Consider the following 16,935-nt stretch of genomic DNA (forward strand, 5'->3'; position numbering starts at 1 on the left):
GCGTTTTCAGCGTTGCTTCTCCAGGGTGAGGATGGCTCTAGTGATGACGGTCATGCGGTTGGGGCTGATGCGGGATCTGCGGAAGATCCGCCAGGACTTCATCCGTGCCATGGTCCGTTCGACAGGGGCCCGAGCTTGGGCAAGTGCGCGGTTGACGGTGCGCTGGGTGGGGGTGAGCTCACCGCCGGGCGGCCGTTTGAGGCCCGTGGTGACCCAGGAGCCGGCGCCCGTATAGGCGCGGTCGGCGAGGACGGGGACGCTCTGGCGTTCGCAGATCCGGATGATGCGGTGGGTGCGTGCGGCGGTCAGGTCGTGGGTGCGACCCGGCAGGGCTGGCGAGATCCACAGCAGGTTCCCGTCCGGGTCGGTGACGGCCTGCACGTTCACGCCGTGCCGGCGATGCTTGGCCGAGTAGTCGGCGCGGCTGTCGCCGACGCGGTCGCACTCGGCGAGAGTCCCGTCGAGCAGGACGAAGTCGGGATCGTGTTCGCGCAGGGTCTTCAGCAGGCCCGGGGCCCGGTCGGCGAGCAGCCCGGTGACGGCGGTGACGTAGGGGTGCGCGGTGCCGACGGATATCCCGAATCCGGCCGCGATCCTCGCGAGGCTGTGATGGCGGCGCAGGTACACGAGAGCGACGAGCGCACGCCGGTGCGGCGGAAGTTTGCAGCGTCGGTCACCTTCACGGGTGACGATGAGCATTGTGACCCACTCGACCAGGGCGTGCGGGAGGTCGAGTGCGGCAGGATAGGGAACCAACAGGGCTCCTGTGCCGGTGGGTTGAGACTTCGAACACCTCCCTCAACGGCTCGGGAGCCCTGTGCGTTGCGGACTCCTCCCTCGCCCCGGCCACGTCACCTGATCGGTGGCCACGCTGAAAACGCTCAGTCCCGTCCACGCGGGCGTCTTGGGACCGGTGACGATCGTGCCGTCGGGACGACGGACACTGCCGGCGAGCCGTTCCTGTACGTATTCACGCAACCTGTCGTTGCCTGCGATCTTGGCTTACTTCGGGCGCTTCGCGGCCTGCTGTGCCTGCCACTGCGCGACCGTGGCGCGGTACTCCTGCTTCCCGCCGCGGGTGGCGGCGTTGCGGCACAACTCGCGCGAGATCGTCCCCGGGTCACGTCCGATCCCGCGGGCGATCTCGCGCACGCCCATGTCCCGGGCACGCAGAATCGCGATCTCCTCGCGCTCCTCGAAGCTCAGGTAGCGGCCGGTGGGCTCGGCCAGAGAGATCGACGCCATGCCGCCAGCGTGACGGAACCACCGAGAACCGACCGACACTGACACCCCGACCGCCAGCGATGCCTCAGCCGTCGTGACGCCCGTGGCGATCAGCCGCCAGAACTGCCGCTGCACCACCCGAGACGGATCAGGCCGGCCAGGCAGCGCATCGCCGGCCTCAGCGCCCGGTCAGCACGCCACTGCCGCCGAAGTTCCGCGGGCGCATCGCCGGTCTTCCTGCTCCAGTCCTCCGTAGCGATCTTGAACACCTCCGAAATCAAGGTGTTGCGACGACCGGTTGAATCCGCCCTGCGACCCGGCGTCCGAGTGGTGGATCGACTCGCCGGGCTGGACCGGGTGTTGGTCGCGGTCGCGCTGCCAGATCGCCATCTCCAGGGCGTCCAGCACGAAGACCGTCTCCTTCACGGTGGCCGCGGACCAGCCGACGATCCGGCGGGAGAAGGTGTCCACGACGAACGCGACGTAGACGACGCAGGCCCAGGTCTTGACGTGGGTGAAGTCCGCGACCCAGCAGCGGTTCGGGGCCCCGGCGACGAAGTCTCGGTCGACAAGGTCGGGGGCCCTCTCGGTCTGTCCGCCGGGAAGCGTGGTGATCACGCGTTTACCACGGACCGCTCCGGCGATGCCGAGTTCGCGCATCAGGCGCTCGACGGTGCAGCGGGCCACCGCGTGGCCCTGCCGGTTCAGCTCGCGCCAGATCTTCCTGGCCCCGTAGACACGGAAGTTGGTCGTGTAGACCTCCTGGATCGGCTCCTTGAGTTCCGCGTCGCGCACGGTCCGCGCGGACGGGGCCCCAAGCCGCTTGCGGTGGGCGTAGTACGTGGAGGGGGCGATCTTGCAGTCGTGCTCGGTGGGTACGCGGCAGATCGGATCGACACCGCCGAAGCGGCCCTGGTGCTCGTCGATGAACGCTACGAGCGTGGAAGTGGCCGGTCGATCTCGGCCGCGAGGAAAGACGCCGCCGCCTTCAAGATCTCGTTCGCCCGCCGCAGCTCGGGATTCTCCTTCTTCAACGCCTTCAGCTGAGCTGATTCCTCCGTACTCGCCCCCGGACGGGTCCCGGAGTCGATCTGGTCCTGCCGCACCCAGGTTGCGCAGCGTCTCGGTCGAACCGATGCCCAGCTTCTGGGCCACGGCCTTCAGGGCCGCGGACTCGGTCGGGCAGTCACCGAGGACCTCGGCGACCATGCGCACCGCACGTTGGCGCAGCTCAAGCGGATAACGGGAAGTCGTGCCATGACTCGAATCCTTAAACGGAATCGAGGCTCCACCTCACCCGGGGCGGTTCACGCACCGGGCCGATCGCGCCATCGCCTCGGTGGTGGGCCTGGCAGCCCCAGGACTGTTGGCGCCATCCGTCGCGCGACCGAGGACATTCCTCAGTTGCGCGCCAGGGTGGGTCGGGACGGGCGGATCCGCCCCTTCGATGCCCCGAAGGGGCGCCAGCGCGCCACCGAGCTGATAAGGGAGAATCCAGCGGCCTCGATGCGGCAGATTGTGGCGGCAGCCGGGATCTCGCAGGGAAATGCCACGGATGTGCGAGATTGACTGGCTCGCGCCGAGGACCCTGTAGCGCCTCAGCAGCGGGCGTCCTCGCAAATGAATCGGCAGCCGGATGTTTCGTGACAGTGGGGGAGAACCGGGACGGAAGGAGCTTGGCGTCCACGGTGCTGCAAACCGTGACGGCCGGGTGGTTCGGAGCCCCTAGAATACCGCCCATGGCTAAGGCACCTGTTCTCACCCCTCAGGCACAAGACTTTCCGCGCTGGTACCAGGACCTGCTGAACAAGGCCGAACTGGCCGATAGCGGTCCAGTGCGCGGCACCATGGTCATCCGGCCGTACGGCTTCAGCCTGTGGGAGCGGATGCAACAGGAGATGGACGCCAGGATCAAGTCGGTCGGCGCCCAGAACGCCTACTTCCCTATGTTCATCCCGCAGTCGTACCTACAGCGAGAGGCCGAGCATGTCGAGGGCTTCGCGCCGGAGCTCGCGGTCGTCACCCACGGTGGCGGCAAGGAGCTGGAAGAGCCCGTCGTCGTCCGACCCACCTCCGAGACGATCATCAACGAATACTTCTCCAAGTGGATCCAGAGCTACCGCGACCTCCCGCTGCTCATCAACCAGTGGGCGAACGTGGTCCGTTGGGAGAAGCGCCCGCGTGCCTTCCTGCGCACCACCGAGTTCCTCTGGCAGGAGGGGCACACCGCCCACGCCACCTACGAGGAGGCTCGCGACTACGCCGCCATGATCCAGACGGACGTCTACCAGAGCTTCCTGACGGACGTGCTCGCCATCTCGGCCCTGAGCGGGCGCAAGACCCCCAAGGAGCGGTTCGCCGGTGCCATCAACACCCTCACCCTCGAAGGGATGATGGGCGACGGCAAGGCCCTTCAGCTCACCACCAGCCACGAGCTCGGTCAGAACTTCGCCAAGGCGTTCAACACGGACTACCTCACGGACAACGGCGGCCGCGAATATGTCTGGCAGACGTCGTGGGGCAGCACGACCCGACTGATCGGTGGTCTCATCATGGTGCACGGCGACGACCACGGAATGCGGGTGCCTCCGCGCCTCGCGCCCGTCCAGATCGTCGTCATGGCGGTGAAGGACGACGAGAAGGTCGCGCCCCGGGTCCGGGAGATCGGCCAGGAGCTGCAGGCCGCCGGTGTGCGCGTCTGGGTGGACGACCGGGTCGACGTGCCCTTCGGCCGCCGGGCCGTGGACTGGGAACTGAAGGGCGTGCCGCTGCGCCTGGAGATCGGGCCCCGCGACCTGGAGGGCGGAACGGGAATGTTGGCTCGCCGGATCGCCGGCGGCAAGTCCCCGGTGGCGCTCGAGACGCTGACCACCGAGGTGCCGAAACTGCTTGAGCAGGATCAGGCTCTGCTGTTGCAGCAGTCTGAGGAATTCCGCACCTCCCGCACGGTGGACGTCCGCACCTTGGACGAGGCGGTCGAGGCTGCGGCCCACGGCTGGGCTCGCATGCCGTGGGTGGAACTTGGCCCTGACGGTGAGGCAGCTCTCGGCGAGCATGGGGTGACCGTCCGGTGCCTGGTCTCGGAGGATGGTTCGATGCCGGAGTCGGAAGATGCCCCTGGCGTCCTAGCCGTTGTGGCCCGAGCCTACTGAGTGTCTGAACCGGGCTTTCGTCCAGCGGCTGGCGGCTGTGTGCGCTAGCCGCTGTGCCGTTTGCGTCCTGCCGTTACGCCGCCGTGGCGAAGATCGGCTCCTCGTATTCGGTGATGCTGTTGGTCAGTTCGGGCCCTCATTTACACACCGCCTCGGCTCTCCCGGTAGTCTCCGAAGGATGAGCAACCTGTTCCAGCGCCCTGCCGGGCCAGCTGAGCACGTCGAGCGCGCGCTGTGCGTGGCCGCGCACCCAGATGACCTCGACTTTGGCAGTGCGGGCACCGTGGCGACGTGGACCTCGGCCGGCACCAAGGTCACCTACTGCATACTCACCGACGGCGACGCCGGCGGCTTCGACGAGAAGGTGCCGCGCGAGGAGATCGGACCGCTGCGCCGGGCCGAGCAGCGCGCCGCGGCAGCCGCTGTCGGCGTGACCGACGTGAGGTTCCTCGGGTACCCGGACGGCCTGCTGGAGCCGAGCCTGGACCTGCGCCGCGATATCGCGCGGGTGATTCGGGAGGTCCGGCCGCAGCGGGTCGTCACCAGCTCGCCCGAGCGGAACTGGGAGTGGATCGACAACTCACACCCCGACCACATGGCGGCCGGTGAGGCGACGCTGCGCGCGGTGTACCCCGACGCCCGCAACCCGTTCGCCTTCCCGGAGCTGCTGGGCGATGAGGGGCTCGAGGCGTGGACGGCGAACGAGGTGTGGCTCTACGGCACCGCGCGTGCCGACCACACGGTGGATGTCACCGACGTCGTCGGGCTCAAGTTGGCCGCGCTCAACAGTCATGTCTCACAGGTCGCCCACATCGACGTGGAGGCGTACATCACCGAATGGATGAGGCTCACGGCCGAGCGGTTCGAGCTGCCTGAAGGGCGACTCGTGGAGGCCTTCCACGTCATCCACACCGCTTGACGCGAGCGCATGTGGCGCGCGTACGTCCCTACTCGAACCCGAGCGGCGATCGGGTTCCGACCCTCGGGTAGAGATTGCGGACATGACGCACGTACTCACTCGGCAGGCCGAGAACTTCCCCCGCTGGTACCAGGACGTCGTCCAAGGCGGAGCTGGCCGACAACGGGCCGGTGCGCGGGACGATGGTGATCCGGCCGACGGGCTATGCGCTGTGGGAGCGCATGGTGGATGAGGTCGACGGGCGCATCAAGGCGGTCGGCGTGCACAACGCCTACTTCCCGTTGTTCGTCCCGGAGGAGTACTTCGCGCGCGAAGCAGACCATGTCGAGGGCTTCAACCCGGAGCTCACGCTGGTGACGCACGCCGGCGGTAAAGCGCTGTCCGATCCTGTCGTGATCCGCCCGACCAGCGAGACGCTGTTCGGTCAGTACATGGCCAAGTGGATCTCGAGCCATCGCGACCTGCCGCTGCTGCTCAATCAGTGGGCCAACGTGGTGCGTTGGGAAGACGGCCGCGCATCTTCCTGAGAGGGCGGTATGAGAGTCCATAGGATATTTGTCCTCACCTGATCGTGTGGCGGTGCGGCATCCCGGCCGGTCGGCGGCCATGGGCATGTTGGGCTGGTCTCCGTGAGCGAGCGCAAGCTTTACAAGACCGACGTGAGTGACGAGCAGTGGGCGCTGGTGGAGCCCGTGATCGCCGCGTAGAAGGCCGCGCATCCCTCGGTCAGTGGTCATCAGGGCCGGTACGCGATGCGGGAGATCGTCAACGCATTGCTCTACCTGGGCCGGACCGGCTGCCAGTGGGAGCAGCTCCCGCACGACTTTCCGCCGGCCGGCGCGGTGAAGTACTACTTCTACACCTGGGGTGACGACGGCATCGACCAGACCATTGTCGTGGCGACGAACTTGAGGCGGGCGATGTAGCGCTGGTCAGTCTCGACCGCCCGCAGGACTCGGGGATGACGGTGACAACGTCGCCGCCTGCTGGCACCATCGCGTCGGCGACGTACGTACCTACGCGCAGGGAGGGACCCCGGGCCGATCCCCATCAGGCCGACCGAGCCACTGCCCTAGACGCGAGACCGATGCCGCGCTCGGCGGACGCACCCCCGACGCGCTCGGCGCTACGCCGGGTCGGTCCCGGGTTTCACCCGCAAAAGACACTCAGGTTCGTCAGCTCCAAGGGCTTGATCCTGCCGGCCAGGTGCGAGATGCCTCACGCGAGGGTCGACCAGGCGGCGACTGCCTGGTGCGGGCTCGTGTATGCCAGCGAGTCGGGGCGTCACTAGCGTCACCGCGGAGATCAAGCCCGCCGCTCGGCGCGACGCCGCTAGAACACGCTGGCGCGCCCGATCAGAGCCAAGACCGCCAAATGCGACCCGTATCCCTCGTGGCCTCCGGACAACACCTTCAGGACCAGTTCGCCGTCATTCGGCACGGCGTTCGGGCTCAGGTCGGCGGTGAAGCCGAGGCTAAGGGCTTGCAGATCATTAACCCGTCGTCTTGATCTTGTTGGGGGGCTCGCCGGTTTGGGCGAGGACCCGAGCCTGGAGGGCCCTGAGGGCGACGGGTGGCGTCGTCGCGGGTGGGATGACGATGCCGTGTGCCTCGAGCAGTTTCCTGTTCTTCAGAAGCGTTCGGTGCATCGCGGTTCGGCTGCTGTTGAACAGCACGGCGAGAGGTTCGGCGGCCAGGGCGACCCGCAGATGAAGCACGGTGGCCAGGACCTGTTCGGGGAAGGCGAGCCGGGGCGGGCGGCCGCGCCGGGTATCGCCGTCGGGCGTCAACATCCTTGTGACAGCATCCAGTTGCTGCCGGGACATGCCGGTCAGGGCGGGATCGGACAGCAGGGCCTGGTCCCACGGCGGGGCCGCCTCCTGCGGAGCCCGGGGCGCCGGGACGGCAGGGCAGGGCTGTGGGTGCAGGGCATAGTTCCAGTCGCCGTGGAAGGCGTGCCGGATCAGCGGCAGTGCAGCCATCTCGGCGTCACCGATGCGGACTCCGGTGGGATAGGTGTTGGTGTCGAGTGCGGCACTCACGCGTAGTCCGGTGCGGGTGGTGGTCGCGGCGATGGACTGGACGATGACTTCGTGGCTGGTCAGCGGGCGGCCGCGCCAGTTCATGGTGATGTGCGAGAGAGCCGGTGCTCGATCTTGTTCCAGTGTGTCCTGAATGCAGAGGGGAATTCGATGTAGGACGAGTTGCCTGAAGCAGTGCTGCGTGACCGATGAAGGATTGGCCCTTCGAAGTCGCCCTGCGGGGGGAGGCTTCAAACCGCCTCATGCTGCGTTAGCCGAAGACTGTCGTGGTGAGCGATGAGGAAAAGGCGTCCAAGAGGCGTCAGGTGGGGATCAGGGAGACGAACGGGTCTGGTGCAGGTTTGGGTGACAGGTTCGGTCACACGGCCCGGAGAGCCGGTGCGGTCATGACGGTCTCGAATTCGATGGGGGTCAGCCGGCTGAGCGAGGCTTGTCTGCGGCGGCGGTGGTAGGTCCGCTCGATCCAGGTCACGATCGCGATCCGCAGTTCCTCGCGGGTGGCCCACGACCGGCGGTCGAGGACGTTCTTCTGCAGCAGGCTGAAGAACGACTCCATGGCCGCGTTGTCGCCCGCCGCGCCGACCCTCCCTATCGAGCCGACGATCCGGTGCCGATCGAGCGCCCGGACGAACTTCCGCGACCGGAACTGCGATCCGCGATCGCTGTGCAGAATGCACCCGGCGACGTGTCCACGCCGGGCAACAGCGTTGTCGAGGGCGGTGACGGCCAGGCGGGACTTCATGCGCGTGTCGATCGAATAGCCCACGATCCTCTTGCTGAAGACGTCCTTGATCGCGCAGAGATACAACTTCCCCTCTCCTGTGACGTGTTCGGTGATGTCGGTGAGCCACAGGCGGTTCGGGCTGGTCGTGGTGAAGTCGCGGCGGACGAGGTCGTCGTGCACCGGCGGGCCGGCCTTCTTGCCCCGGCCGCGTTTCTTGCCGAACACGCTCCACCAGCGGTTGTCCCGGCAGATCCGCCATGCCGTCCGGTCGGCCATGCCAGATCCCGCGCTGCGGGCTTCGTCGGCCAGGAACCGGTAGCCGAACTCCGGGTCCTCGCGGTGAGCATCGAACAATGAACCCTTCTCGGTAACGTCTCGTGACGGTTGGTGATCTTCGTTCAGGTGGTGCGGCCGTGTTCGAGCTGGAGCAGGACGAGGGCGGCGCGGGCGATCCGCGTGATGGCCGCGGGGTCGAGGCTGACTCGGCGCAGGGCCTTGAAGGTGACCTTCAGCAGGGCGTTGGCGCGTTCGGCGACGGCGTGGACGCCCCGGATCACGGCGTTGAACGCCTTGTCGTGGTCGGTGAGTTCACCGCCCTTGGGCTTCTTGATCGGGTGGCGGAAGGCGTCACCGGCGTTCTCGTAGCCGAGGTCGGTCAGGGTGGGGATACCCAGCGTGGCGGCGAGCCGGTTGAGAGCGTCGACGAGTCCGTGGGCGCGGGCGCAGGTGGTGTCGTGCTCGCGGCCCGGGCGGACCGGCGAGACCCACAGCGGCCATCCATCCGGGGCCGCGATGACCTGCACGTTCCCTCCGTGGTGCTTGTGCTTGCCGGACCACCACAGGTCAGCGCCGTTGGGGCCGGCGGCGGCCACACGGTCGGTGCGGATCACGGTGCCGTCCAGGTTGAGGTGGGTATACCCCGCTGCTGCCGCTCGCTCCAGCGCGGTGGACAGATCGGGCGCGTGGTCGGCAAGCACGGTCAGCCCCTCGTGCAGGTAGCGGTAGGCGGTCGGCAGTGAGATGCCGTTGTCCCGGGCGAGTTGGGCCAGCCGGGTGCCGTCGACGAACCAGCGCAGCACAAGCACGGCCTGCTTGAAGACGCCCAGAGCGCGGGTTCCCTTTCGGGTTCCGAGCCGCTCGCGGTGCCCGCGTAGCAGCTTCGCGAGATGCTCGGCGGTCGCCCTGCGGACATCGAGCACGGCGGTGTAGGTGATACTGGACGTCACGTGAAGCCTCTGGTTGTACGGAACGTGATCTTCGCAGACCTGTTCCTACCAGGGGCTTCACCTTTGTCTGACGCCAGGTCACCATCGCGCCGCCCACGCATCGTCACGCACCGCAACCATTACGTTGCCGAGAAGACCTCAATGCGTTCGCGCGCGTGGCCTGCTCGAACTCCGCACCGGTAACCGGCCGTTCGAGCCAGCGGTAGTAGGGCTGCCTGGCGAGATTCAGGACCCTGCACGTGACCGTGACGGGTACCCCGTCCGCGGCCAGCCTCTTCACGAGCGGGTAGATCCTTTTCCCGGAAGATTCGCCTGTGACAGGTAGGCAGCGGCCCGACGCAGGACCTCGTTCTCCTGCTCCAGCAGCTTGATCCGCTGACGCGCTTGCCGTAGTTCCGCGTTCTCCTGCGTGGTCGTCCCGGGCTTCACTCCGTTGTCGATGTCCGCGCGACGCATCCACTTCCACAGCGTCATCGCGTGCACTCCGAAGTCGGCGGCCACCTGCTCGACCGTGACGCCCGGGCCGCGGTTCCTCGCGACCCGCACGACGTCCTGGCGGAACTGTTCCGGGTATGGCTTGGGCACAGCGAAATCCTTCCCACCTACCCCGCAGGTGCAAGCCAGTTCAGATGTCACCCGATCGTGCAGCAGACCCTCTTGCGTCGGTGCGGCGTGTCGCGGTTTCCCACGAAATCCGGTGGAGTCTCCGCGGCCGGAAGTGGTTGGGCCCTGCTCAATGCTTCGCTGACACGGCCCGGCACAGAGCGAGGCGGAAGGTCCGAATCGCAGGCGCGGTCTAGCCCGCGCGTCGTCGAGCGATGGAGGTTATCGCGGTGGCTGGTTATGGGGCGCTTTCCGACGTATACGAGTGGCTGATCGGAGACGACAGGTTGACCCCCGCCAAGGCAGCCGCGGTTTACTACACCGATGTCGTGGGCTCTCTGCCGCCCAACACGCGCGTCCTCGACTGCTCGTGTGGAACCGGCCAGCTCGCCGTCGGTCTCGCGAGTCTCGGCCTCGACGTGGTCGCCGCAGACGCCAGCAGCGGGATGGTTCGCCGGACCGAGAAGGCCGCCGACGAGCAGGGTGTCTCGCTTCGAGCCCTCCGCGCGAGCTGGGACGAGCTGCCCGACCACCTGGAGGACTCCACGTTCGATCTGGTGTTCTGCGTCGGCAACTCGCTCGGGCACGCCGAGGGCGCAGCCGGGCGCCTGACCGCACTGGAAGCGATGTCGCGGCTGCTGAATCCGGGCGGACGCCTCGTGCTCACGTCGCGCAACTGGGAGCTCGTGCGCTCCGCCGGCTCACGGGTAGACGTCCGCGATCGACTCATCCGCCGCAACGACCGCGATGCGGTCGTCAGCTACTACTGGCAGATCGAGCAGCGCTGGGAGCAGGAACACTTCCTTGAGATCGTGGTCGCCCAGATCGAGCCGGATGGGGCAGTGCGAGCCTGCTCGGAGCGGTTGTCCATCTGGCCCTACCGGTACGAGGACCTCGTGGCGCAGTTGCGGAGTGTCGGGCTCACGGTGCAGTCCACCACCTTCGACCCCGAGAGCGATGAATACCAGGTGGTCGCCAGGCGCGACCAGGCGCGAGGCACGTCTGAGCCAGCGCGCTGATCCGCCTTTCGTCGTCATTGCCGACCTGCCGGCTCGCGACCGCCTGACGGTCGGCGACCCCTCACGCATGCTCATACTCCCCGCCTTCCCCACTCGCTTGAGAACTGGATCAAGTGGGACAAGGGTGAGTACCTCCGGCCGAATCCAAGAAGCCTCATCACCGTATGAGGTGCGGCGTGCCAAGGTCCGATTTCCTTTGCTCTCCCACGGGTTGGCGATGTATCCGATGCTGGCGACGAGTCGTGGAAATGGGCAGGAAGGGGGGCGTACGGTGATCGAATGGTGGCGATACTGCGGTGTACTCCAGGCGAGGCCAAGTTCCTCGGCAGCCGGAAGCGGCAGGAGCAACTCGATGCCGGCTGGGAGTCGGTCGGAGAACGGGACGAGTGGAAAAGCAGACATGTCGTCCTGGTGGTGACCGGGCAGGAGAGAGGTCGACCGCGAGTCGAATACGTGGGGCAGGCCCGGTGCGGTCGCCCCGCCGGGACCTTCCGGCGTGTGGTCGAGGTGACTCAACTCCATCGAGTCGCGCCTCCGGTCCCGATGGAAGATTTGTCCGACCAGCTTCCGCTCCGACACAGGGACGCAGTCGACTGGTCCGGCGTGCTGACGAAGCGGTCCGGCGAAGAGTTGCTGAACGCTCTTACCACGCTCCGCGCGGATCTGGCCGCGGTCATCGCCCAGTTGCAGGAAAGGGTGGGCGGTGTCCGGATCCTCGGCAGAGTGCGGGAGTTGTTCCTGGAGCAGAGAGATGCCACCGGACTGGCACTTCAACTGGGCGGATTCGACCGGAGCATCATTGAAGAGGCGAAGTTCCCGGAAGAGGGCGGGGATCAGATCCCCGTCCTCGCCACCCTGCCTGGACATCCGGCGCACGAGGATCACCTCGTCGCTCACGATGCGCAACGTTTCTCTGACTGGATCGGAAGTGACGCGGAGCATCTCGCGAAGCGTGTATTCCGCAAGGGCGACCAGCAACTGTTCATCGCCAACGTGAACCGCCTGCCGGCTGAGGACACGCTGGGGGTCGACCTGATCTATCACCATGTGAGCCGGGACAGCTTCATCCTTGTGCAGTACAAGAAGATGGTCCATGTCGGAGCCGGGCGCAGCGAGTGGGGATATCGGCCGGACGGTGATCTTGACGACCAGCTTAAGCGCATGAGGCAGGTAGAAGAGGCGTGTATGCGGCTGGAACAGGATCCGCCGGCCGATTACCGCTTCGTTCACCAGCCGTGCTGGATCAAGTTCTGCAAGTCCGAACAAGTGGCGCCGAAGGGAGATGCGCTGATCGGCGGGATGTACCTCACGCGCGAACACGTCGAGTGGCTGCGAGGGCGGCCCGGACTGGCCACCGGCCCGAAAGGGGGTGAGCTGTTCGGCTACCACACGGTGCCCCGGTATCTCGACAACACGACCTTCACCCAACTCGTGCAGGATGGCTGGATCGGAACCCGCGGCAGGGCCAGTGACATCATCCAGGCCCAGATCAAGGCCAGTCTCGACGGCTCGCGCGCACTGGTCTTCGCCGGGCTCATCGGCGACGACACGACCCAGGCCGAACGTACGCGGGAACGCAGGGGCGGTCTAACGGGCTGAGAGTGTGAGGGGTGAGGTCGACCGTGAACCGGTGGATCCGCCCTCACCACGGCAAGAAGCGGACTTGCGCCGCCGGTCCCGGGGAGAGCGGCGGGGTATCGGCGCGCCGCTGGCTCGGTCGGTGCTCTTCGGTGGCCCGCTCGGTATGGAGAAGGCTGGCCATGTGAGGATGCGGTCACCGTGGCAGCGGAACTCGGCGGTCACGGTGCTGCGGGTCCTGATCGCACGGCAGTCGGGGCACGCAGTCATTGCGGCAGGTTTTTGCCGCCTTGTGCGTGATCGTCAAGAGATGCGCAACGCTGCCGTGTACTGGCCGGCGGTGCGGTCATAGATGATCAGATCGGGGTGAACGTTGGCATCGTGGACACGGCCGAGCGTCACCGCAGCTGACACGGGGATAGCTGCCAGTATGTGCAGTCGTCGTAGGTTCTTGTGGTTGGCCTCCAGCTCGGAGAGCAGTTGCCGGAGCACCGAGGTGAACTCGTTGAGCGTGGGAACGGAATTGATTACGTCGACGGACGGGGTGACGTCGTGCGGGTGAATCGTCCAGCGCGGAAGCAGGGCAAGCTGTTGGGGTAGCTCTTCTGCCTGGATCGATCCGGAGATGTTCAATATCAGCACTCCGTCAGAGGCGTCAGGGGCAGGAGAGAGAGGCGGCTCGGTGACGAAGCGCACCATCGGGTCCGTCGTATCGGGCCAGGACCAGGATTCCGTGCGGCGGTGCCGTTGGTAGATGGAGACGGTGAACGTGTCGTCCAAGCGGGAGCCGAAATAGACAAGCAGTGGCAAGCGCGCGAAGGCGAAGGCACTCACGTGGTGCACTGAGTCCTCACGCAGCGCTTCCGCCAGCTTGTGTTCCAGGACCCGATCGATTTGCTGCTGGCACTGTTCCCAGTACGCTGGCCCGCCGGCGTTCTCACCGGGTATGCGTCGTAGATCGATCTCGAAGCCGTCGCCGTGCAGGCTGAGGGGGAAGTCGGGGAATCGCCCTTCGGAGCGGATGACGGCCTCGGCGGCAGTGGGCTTGGTGAGTTCGACTTCCTGGCCTCGGACTTGTCCGATCAGCCGGATTACCACGGTGCCGGTTTCCGGGTTAAGAGCGGTCAGCCGCCGGATCCACTCCTCCCGATCGCGCTTGATGCGCCGGAGCCGTTCGACCGTCATGACGTCGAGAGAGCCCTTGCGGTCGATTTCGTTATGCTCGCCGCGGCACAGCAGCATGAGGTTGTCAGCCAGGTCGCGCTGGTCCTTCGGGAGGGGGTCCATGCCGCGCGGTGACTTCGGCGTTGCGTCCTGCCCCACGATGTGGGCGAGCTCTCCGAGGGTGAAGTCCTGATAGGTGAGTTTTCCCTCGAGAAGGTAGGTCCCGCAAAGTTCACATCGTCCGCCGGCGCGGACCCAGACCTTGAGCCGCTCGACGTCGGGGATGGACTTGCGTGCCACAGGTCGACTCCTCTTGGCGCAGGCGGGGGTTGTGCGTCTCGCGTGTCTTGGTTCGGGGACACCGGGTCTGTTGCTGTGGTGCCGTGCAGCGGAAGTATGGGGTATGGGCGCTTGGTCTGGCCGCACCGGCCGGGCTAGGGGAGATGGGGGACGTAGTGATGATGCGGTCCGCTGCGGGCGTGCGGAAGCGCGACCAGGTGGGTTCCTGACTTCGACGCGGCCAGCTGCATGCCGAGAAACGTGGTGAGCGTGGCGGCGACGGCGGCGAGGTCTGCTGAGGATCCGTGGAAGGTGGGAACCGAGCAGCCGCGGGTCGGTACGAGTTCGTCGTCGGGCTGCGCTTCTTGCCACAGGGCGTGGTACAGCTCGAGTTGGTGGTCGTCGAGTACCGAGGGGCCGGCCAGGGAGTCCAAGCTGTGGGGGCCTTGGAGGGTTCCCGGTGCGCAGACGGTGAGGATGCCAAGTGTCCCGGTGCGGGTGTCTGTGGCGATCTGGGCGAGGGTTGCCTTGCGGTTGGATGTGCGGGCGAGGACATCGAGGCATTGCCCGATGGCCAGGCTGACCGTGGCGTCGATCACGAGGTCGGCCTGGTTCATGATCTGTTCGGCGTCCTCGGGGAGGAGGCCCTCGGCGATGTCGACGGTCAGGCGGTCGTCGATGTTACGCAGTCGGTCAGCGAGCGCGGCGGCCTTGGCCGCGCCGAGGTCGGTTTCGAGGAAGTTCTGCCGGACGAGCAGCCCGCCGGTGACGACGCTGGGGTCGCACAGCGTGATGCGTGCTGCTCCTGCGCGTGCGATGAACTCGGCGGTCCAGGATCCGATGCCTCCGCAGCCCCAGATGTGGATGTGTTTGTTCTGGTAGCTGTTGACGGGGCGGTTGTCGTCGCGGCGGGTTGTGACGGTATGCCGTTCGTCGGACACTCGGCACCACTCGATCGGGAGGGCCGGGTTGACCGCGCTGGGGGTGAGAGTGCTCAGCCAACCGGGCTGGCGCCTTGCGAGGCTGCGGAGTTCGTTGGCGGCGCTTGCGGGGATTCGGCCCGCGAGCAGATGGGGTGGGCCGCCGGCGGGGTGGGGCACGGCCAGGAGGAGGTATTGGGGTGTGTCCTCAGCGTTTCTCACCACGCTGGTCGCGAGGGAGGTCAGCACGGCCGGTGCGAACGGCCTGGCGGCTGGGGGCACGGCTGGCGAGTGGCGCATCGATCTGCTGGAGGAGTTCGACGAGTGTGGTGCCGGCTCCCATTGGCAGGGGCGCGGGGAGGATGATGACCGGCAGGCGTGCCGTGGGAGGTTCTTGTGGAGTGAAGGCGAGGTCCAGGCGCTGAGCGGTCCTTGGGATCAGGTATCCGGCCTGGACGCACTTTCCGAGGACGGGTTCACGCACAACGATGGTGGGTGTTCCTGCGGACTGATGCAGGACCCCGCCGACCGCGTGATAGAGGGCGGTTGAGGCGTTGAACCGGTTGCCGGCGGCATCGCCGAGCCAGGCCCACAGGCGGTTTAGGCTGGAGCGGATGCCGCCTGCCGGGTTCCATTCTCGCGCTGGGTCCAGGTACAGGCACAGCCGGTGGCCCTGCAGGACGTGGGGGTATCCGATGAACCGGGTGTGCGTGACGTCGACCTGCGGGGGGAGCAGCGGGGAGGACGGGACGCGGAGAACGAACCGCTCGCGCGGCTGAAGCCGAATCCCTCCCTCCACCGAGACGGTCCCCCTCGTGTCGATCTCGATCGTGATTGCCAGGGCGCCGTCGTCCGTACGGTCAGGCACTCCCACCACGCGCAGGGTGTCCGGCTGCTCGGCGCCGATCGCGCGGAGATCCGCGAGCGCCTGTCTCTGCCACGGTGTGGGAGCGCCGAACCGCCAGGGCCTTCGCTTGCTCATCCAGCGCGCCCCGACCGCCCCGTCGTCGTCACGGCGGCCACGGACGCGGCCGCGGCAGGGAACTTCGCGCTGCTCTGCTGGGCGTCGGGCTCCTTGAAGCCGGTGCCGAACAGACCCTGCCACAGCTCGATGCTGGTCTCCTTGTCCGCATGGTGGTAGGCAGACTCGATCTCCTCCGTGTGCACGCGGATCCGCTCGCGGAAGTAGGCGTAGGTGTCCTGGGTCCAGCGGTGGTCAAACGTGACGCCCGACCCGGAGGGGTCGGCGATCGACGGCTTGGTGGGGTTGGCCTGCAGGTAGGTGTTGAGGTCCTGGACCAGGTGGAGCAGGGTCGTGGGGACGTTGGCGTAGTAGCCCGGATCGATCAGCGTCTTGGTCTCGCTGACCTGGTTTCCGAGCAGAGTCGTGAGGATGATCGACCGGGTTCCGGTGAAGGAGTTCTTGTGGTCGCGTAGGTACTTCAGCAGCCGGATGACCCTGCGCAGGTTCCCGCCGGTGATGTCGTCCTGATTGCGCATCCAGGCCGTGAAGCCCTCGGGGTCCGTCGCCTCCCAGCAGTTGTCGTCCCGGTTGACGATGACGTCGCGGCCGTCGCTGAGCTGGACGTACGGGACGATGTCCATGTGCATCAGGTTCTTGTATTCCAGACGCACGCAACGGCACTTGCGCGAGTGCGGCATCTCGCGGTAACGGCTGTGGCGGTCCAGTGCCGCGTAGACCTTGTCGATGTAGGTCTTCGGGCTGCCGTGCCAGTCCGGGTTCTCCTCCATCAGGAGGAGGAAGTCGGCGTCGAACTCCTTGTCACCGACCGGGTTGATGATGGTCCCCTGCGCCCACGAACCCTGAGGAATCTTGTCGAGGACGAGGTGTCCTATCTCCTCGTCCGTCTTGAGGGCTCGGTAGACGCTGTCCACTCGGTCGTCGAGCATGTCGAGCTTGAACCGGCTCAGGTTGACCGTGTCCGTGAGGAGCGTGTTGAAACAGGTGGTGAGCTGCACTGGCGCCATCCCGTAAATCGCCTTCACTGAAGATGGTGACACCGTAGCGTGGAGGTACGACAGTGACGGCGACACGGCTGGCCAGTCTGCCTTCAGAGCGGGGCAG

The 16,935-nt window shown here is 66.7% G+C and carries 12 protein-coding genes and 5 pseudogenes; 6 read left to right on the top strand and 11 right to left on the bottom strand.

Annotated elements, in window-relative coordinates; all coding sequences use genetic code 11:
* Positions 1-6: 6 nt before the first annotated feature.
* From ACX25U_RS31895 to ACX25U_RS31905, 3 genes and pseudogenes are all read right to left on the bottom strand, one after another.
* Positions 7-756 carry a transposase gene (locus ACX25U_RS31895; protein ID WP_454385158.1) on the bottom strand — a complete coding sequence of 250 codons (750 nt, stop codon included), beginning with the start codon at positions 754-756 and terminating at the stop codon, positions 7-9.
* A 123-nt stretch (positions 757-879) separates the two neighbouring features.
* Positions 880-1,394: pseudogene (locus ACX25U_RS31900) on the bottom strand (helix-turn-helix domain-containing protein); the annotation flags it as partial.
* Between the two features lie 19 nt (positions 1,395-1,413).
* Positions 1,414-2,433 (bottom strand): IS3 family transposase, encoded by a 1,020-nt coding sequence (locus ACX25U_RS31905; protein ID WP_454385159.1) that lies wholly within the window; start codon positions 2,431-2,433, stop codon positions 1,414-1,416.
* A gap of 530 nt (positions 2,434-2,963) precedes the next feature.
* Between ACX25U_RS31905 and proS the strand changes: the two genes are divergently transcribed.
* From proS to ACX25U_RS31925, 4 genes and pseudogenes are all read left to right on the top strand, one after another.
* On the top strand, positions 2,964-4,376 hold the full coding sequence (gene proS, locus ACX25U_RS31910) for a proline--tRNA ligase (RefSeq protein ID WP_454394604.1): 1,413 nt from the start codon (positions 2,964-2,966) through the stop codon (positions 4,374-4,376).
* 178 nt (positions 4,377-4,554) lie between these two features.
* Positions 4,555-5,295: a PIG-L deacetylase family protein gene (locus ACX25U_RS31915; RefSeq protein WP_454385161.1), complete on the top strand. Its 741-nt coding sequence runs from the start codon at positions 4,555-4,557 to the stop codon at positions 5,293-5,295.
* A gap of 82 nt (positions 5,296-5,377) precedes the next feature.
* Positions 5,378-5,824: pseudogene (locus tag ACX25U_RS31920) on the top strand (class-II aminoacyl-tRNA synthetase family protein); the annotation flags it as partial.
* Between the two features lie 100 nt (positions 5,825-5,924).
* A pseudogene (locus tag ACX25U_RS31925) lies at positions 5,925-6,188 on the top strand (transposase); the annotation flags it as partial.
* Between the two features lie 599 nt (positions 6,189-6,787).
* Here the strand turns inward: ACX25U_RS31925 and ACX25U_RS31930 are convergent.
* From ACX25U_RS31930 to ACX25U_RS31945, 4 genes and pseudogenes are all read right to left on the bottom strand, one after another.
* Positions 6,788-7,458 (bottom strand): annotated as a pseudogene (locus ACX25U_RS31930) (ISAzo13-like element transposase-related protein); the annotation flags it as partial.
* Positions 7,459-7,694: 236 nt separating this feature from the next.
* Positions 7,695-8,441: pseudogene (locus ACX25U_RS31935) on the bottom strand (IS3 family transposase); the annotation flags it as partial.
* A 17-nt stretch (positions 8,442-8,458) separates the two neighbouring features.
* Positions 8,459-9,286 carry an HARBI1 family protein gene (locus ACX25U_RS31940; protein ID WP_202282946.1) on the bottom strand — a complete coding sequence of 276 codons (828 nt, stop codon included), beginning with the start codon at positions 9,284-9,286 and terminating at the stop codon, positions 8,459-8,461.
* Positions 9,287-9,562: 276 nt separating this feature from the next.
* The gene (locus ACX25U_RS31945) at positions 9,563-9,871 is read right to left on the bottom strand and encodes a transposase (protein WP_454385163.1); all 309 of its coding nucleotides are present in this window, start codon (positions 9,869-9,871) and stop codon (positions 9,563-9,565) included.
* Positions 9,872-10,104: 233 nt separating this feature from the next.
* Here ACX25U_RS31945 and ACX25U_RS31950 point away from each other — a divergent pair, with 233 nt between their 5' ends.
* Positions 10,105-10,908, top strand: a complete 804-nt coding sequence (locus ACX25U_RS31950; RefSeq protein ID WP_454385164.1) for a class I SAM-dependent methyltransferase — start codon at positions 10,105-10,107, stop codon at positions 10,906-10,908.
* A 279-nt stretch (positions 10,909-11,187) separates the two neighbouring features.
* Positions 11,188-12,507, top strand: a complete 1,320-nt coding sequence (locus ACX25U_RS31955; RefSeq protein ID WP_454385165.1) for a hypothetical protein — start codon at positions 11,188-11,190, stop codon at positions 12,505-12,507.
* Between the two features lie 282 nt (positions 12,508-12,789).
* On the opposite strand, the gene ACX25U_RS31960 is transcribed toward ACX25U_RS31955, so the two are convergent.
* From ACX25U_RS31960 to ACX25U_RS31975, 4 genes are all read right to left on the bottom strand, one after another.
* The gene (locus ACX25U_RS31960; protein ID WP_454385166.1) at positions 12,790-13,950 is read right to left on the bottom strand and encodes an SAVED domain-containing protein; all 1,161 of its coding nucleotides are present in this window, start codon (positions 13,948-13,950) and stop codon (positions 12,790-12,792) included.
* A 134-nt stretch (positions 13,951-14,084) separates the two neighbouring features.
* The gene (locus tag ACX25U_RS31965) at positions 14,085-14,870 is read right to left on the bottom strand and encodes a ThiF family adenylyltransferase (protein ID WP_458633784.1); all 786 of its coding nucleotides are present in this window, start codon (positions 14,868-14,870) and stop codon (positions 14,085-14,087) included.
* Between the two features lie 187 nt (positions 14,871-15,057).
* Positions 15,058-15,831: a hypothetical protein gene (locus ACX25U_RS31970; protein ID WP_454385168.1), complete on the bottom strand. Its 774-nt coding sequence runs from the start codon at positions 15,829-15,831 to the stop codon at positions 15,058-15,060.
* A complete protein-coding gene (locus tag ACX25U_RS31975) occupies positions 15,828-16,838 on the bottom strand; it encodes an SMODS domain-containing nucleotidyltransferase (protein WP_454385169.1) in 1,011 nt (336 codons plus the stop codon). The genes ACX25U_RS31970 and ACX25U_RS31975 overlap by 4 nt, the downstream gene beginning before the upstream one ends.
* Positions 16,839-16,935: the final 97 nt, after the last annotated feature.

The organism is Streptomyces sp. JNUCC 63, from assembly GCF_054366325.1.